Origin of the sequence: Thermovenabulum gondwanense, assembly GCF_001601575.1 — a bacterium.
Classification (GTDB): Bacteria; Bacillota; Thermosediminibacteria; order Thermosediminibacterales; family Thermosediminibacteraceae; genus Thermovenabulum; species Thermovenabulum gondwanense.
The window spans coordinates 1-1,791 of record NZ_LOHZ01000007.1 but is presented as its reverse complement, the minus strand read 5'-3'; the positions used below and the strand labels follow the sequence as shown (position 1 = coordinate 1,791).

Here is a 1,791-nt window from a genome sequence, read left to right as displayed (position 1 = left end):
TTTATGTGCGCGCGGCATGCCCGCGACCTTGATGGTGAAAGTCCATTACGGGGGTTGATAGCACCAACCGTTAGCTGAAGGCAAGGGTGTCCATTGCGAGGTGGAATCTGAAGGAAGCCGGAGGCAAAATCCCGGTCCGACGAACAGGAACTGCATATAAGGCATATGTAAGCCGGACGAGTTTGCATAACAAAACGAAGTCCAAAGCTATCCGAGGCTTACGGTGTAAATGCAGCGGATATATGGGAGGAAGGGGCGCGAGCTTACCCGCGGAGGTCTGATAGGGACGCTGTGGAGAAACAAAATCAAAACGGCAACCCATACAGCGATGTATGGCTGAACTATCAGAAGTCAGCAGAGGCCATAGTATATAGGTGGTCATGAACACCTATAGAAGGGCTGAACATCAGAAAGTTCCGGAGCCTTAAGAGATTCGAGAGGGATGCAAAGAAAGCAGACAACCCCATGGAAATGGGGGCTGACCGCAGGAAGTAAGGGTGGAACCCTGAGGTAATGCGGGAGCGCTGAGCATTCCTCCGGCATCAAAGAGAGGAAGGGACGTTATGCAGGAAGTCCAGGAGAGGCTGCTTGAGGAAATACTTGACAGTGAAAACATGAACCTTGCATACAAGAGAGTAAAGGCTAATAAAGGGAGCCATGGAGTAGATGGAATGAAGGTAGATGAACTTCTACCTTATCTAATAAAACATGGCAAAGAAATCAAGCAGTCAATACTTGAGGGGAAATACACACCCCAACCCGTGAGGAGAGTAGAAATACCCAAACCAGATGGGGGAGTTAGACTACTTGGGATACCGACGGTGCTTGACAGGATGATACAACAAGCGATAGCGCAGGTGCTCAACCGAATATTTGACCCGAGCTTTTCAAAAAGCAGCTACGGATTCAGGCCTGGTAAAGGAGCACATCAAGCCATAATGGCGGCAAGAGAACACATAAAGCAAGGCAACAACTGGGTAGTGGACATAGACTTAGAAAAATTCTTCGACAGAGTAAACCATGACAAGCTGATGTCATTAGTAGCGAGGAAAGTAAGGGACAAGAGGGTGCTCAAGCTCATAAGGAAATACTTAGAATCCGGGATAATGCTAAACGGAGTAAAAGTGAGGAATGAAGAGGGGACACCGCAGGGAGGGCCATTAAGTCCGCTCTTAGCCAACATAATGCTTGACGAATTAGACAAAGAGCTTGAGAGAAGGGGGCACAAATTCTGCAGGTATGCAGACGACTGCAACATATACGTAAAGAGCAAGAAAGCGGGACAAAGGGTAATGGAGAGCGTAACCCGGTATATAGAGCAGGAGCTAAAGCTTAAAGTAAACAAGAACAAAAGTGCCGTAGATAGACCCAGTAAGAGGAAGTTTTTAGGATTCTCCTTCTACATAAAAGGAGGGGAAGTCAGGAACTTCATACATAAGAAGCCCATAGAAAGATTCAAGGATAAAGTTAGGGCAATCACATCAAGGAGCAACGGGAGAAGCATGGAATGGAGGAAGGAGAAACTAAACCAGCTGATAACAGGATGGGTAAATTACTTTAAAATAGCGGATATGAAGAACACAGCAAGGGAACTGGATGGATGGATAAGAAGGAGACTAAGGATGTGCTACTGGAAGCAATGGAAGAAGATAAAGACGAAACATGACAATTTAGTCAGATTAGGGATAAACGATGTGAAAGCATGGGAGTATGCCAATACAAGAAAAGGCTATTGGAGGATATCCAACAGCCAGATATTAGCAACTTCCATAACTAACGAATACCTTGAAA

The 1,791-nt window shown here is 46.0% G+C and carries 1 pseudogene; it reads left to right on the top strand.

Annotated features, from left to right (window positions below):
- Positions 1-527: 527 nt before the first annotated feature.
- Positions 528-1,791: pseudogene (gene ltrA, locus ATZ99_RS00060) on the top strand (group II intron reverse transcriptase/maturase); the annotation flags it as partial.